Source organism: Lyngbya sp. CCY1209, assembly GCF_035615495.1.
GTDB lineage: Bacteria > Cyanobacteriota > Cyanobacteriia > Cyanobacteriales > Microcoleaceae > Limnospira.
Window position 1 is genome coordinate 1 of record NZ_JAJENU010000508.1, and the last position, 1,517, is coordinate 1,517.

Genomic DNA, 1,517 nt, shown 5'->3' on the forward strand with positions numbered 1-1,517 from the left:
TGAGTTACAGGAGTCAATATCCGGTGCGATCGCGCTTCTGTTGGGACAGCTTCACCCGCCGCATCACATCAAACACCTTCCGCGTCGTGTCCGGGCGCCGGAATGCGATCGCAACAACGGGTGTCGTCAGCAATTCCGATGGGGCCATGAGCGCTGGGGGTTGACGGGATGGGAGCGATCGCGCAGCCTGTGCGAAGCACCCATCGCATTGTATCTGGTTTCTGCCAACTTTTCGGAGTTGATAACAAACGGTTGGGACAATTAAGTGCTAAAATTTAAACCCATTCAAACTGAGTTGAAAGCCGTAATGGAAGCTCTGCGAATCATCACCCAACCCGTCAATCGGCAACTGATTATCGATCTCCCTCCGTCACTGACAGGCGACCAACAATATGAAGTGATCGTTCTCCCCATCAGCTCCCAGGAATCGGTGACAACTCCACCGCGTCGCCGACCTTCTGAAAAACTGGCGGGTACAGTTCACCTATTTGACGATCTCATCGCACCCACCACCCCGGACTCTGATTGGGAATCCTCCTGAGCCATGCTATTACTTGATACTCACATTTGGATACGCTGGCACAACCCCCAGTCCAGTCGTTTTGCCCTGGCTGAAAACCCGATCGAAGAGATAGAAACGGCGGACAGCATTGCCATCAGTGCAATTTCCTGTTGGGAACTCGGGCAACTGGTTAAGCGACAGCGCGTCCAGCTCGATCTTTCTCTTGATGAATGGGTGGCGATCGCCCTGGAAGGAGACATTCAGGTGTTACCCGTCGATCGCCCCATTGCGATCAAAGCGTCTCAACTACCGGAGCATCATCGCGATCCGGCCGACCGGATTATCATTGCAACCGCCCTCATGCATGAGGCTTCATTGGTCAGTCTAGATTCTGTTTTTCCTCGGTATGAAGAACTCAAAGACCGTTTAATTCCCGGTTGATTTTCAACCGTTCGATCGCGTGGGCGGGATCAAAATCTCATCAAATAACCGGGGTAACAGTTGCCAGCGATCGATGAGACTCAAAGCAATTAATGGCGTCGCATTGACAACAACCTTCATCGATCCCTCAATTTCTCGGCCAATTCTCGACTGGTTTTCGCCTCCTCTTCAAACTCAGCTTCGGTGTAGTCGATCGCGGCAAATCCCCGTTCGCCAATCAAACGATAAAACTCCAAACGTCCGCATCCCAAAACCTCCGCCGCCACCCCCGAAGAAATTTTACCCTCTTCATAGAGTTGACCCAAAGTCAAAATCATCACCCGTCGCTTAAACTCTTCCGGTTCTTCCCGACAAGCCACCAACAACTGTTCTGGAAATTCAACAAAAATGCTCATTTCACCGAACCCGATTCAATACTATGAGCCGAAAATCTTCTCGCCCCCAAACCCCCAATTCTGGGGGCTCCGAGCCGAAAGATTTTGACCGATCGTTTCACACTACTACTGGACCGACACACCTTAAACGGTGGGTTACGGCGGATTGCTAGATTGCCATCACAGCCTGGGTTTCAGCC

At 51.6% G+C, this 1,517-nt stretch carries 4 protein-coding genes; 3 read left to right on the plus strand and 1 reads right to left on the minus strand.

From position 1 onward, the window contains the following. The 3 genes from LKE08_RS16335 to LKE08_RS16345 form a co-directional block, all read left to right on the plus strand. Window positions 1-265: hypothetical protein (locus LKE08_RS16335; RefSeq protein ID WP_324705309.1), on the plus strand; the 265-nt coding region annotated here is incomplete at its 5' end. Beyond that, window positions 266-541: a hypothetical protein gene (locus LKE08_RS16340; RefSeq protein ID WP_233497750.1), complete on the plus strand. Its 276-nt coding sequence runs from the start codon at window positions 266-268 to the stop codon at window positions 539-541. 3 nt (window positions 542-544) lie between these two features. Further along, complete coding sequence (locus LKE08_RS16345; protein ID WP_324705310.1) at window positions 545-943, plus strand: type II toxin-antitoxin system VapC family toxin; 399 nt, start codon at window positions 545-547, stop codon at window positions 941-943. A 116-nt stretch (window positions 944-1,059) separates the two neighbouring features. Here the strand turns inward: LKE08_RS16345 and LKE08_RS16350 are convergent, their stop codons facing one another. Beyond that, entirely contained in the window at window positions 1,060-1,338 is a 279-nt protein-coding gene (locus tag LKE08_RS16350) for a UPF0175 family protein (RefSeq protein ID WP_324705311.1), read from the minus strand. Between the last annotated feature and the right edge of the window lie 179 nt (window positions 1,339-1,517).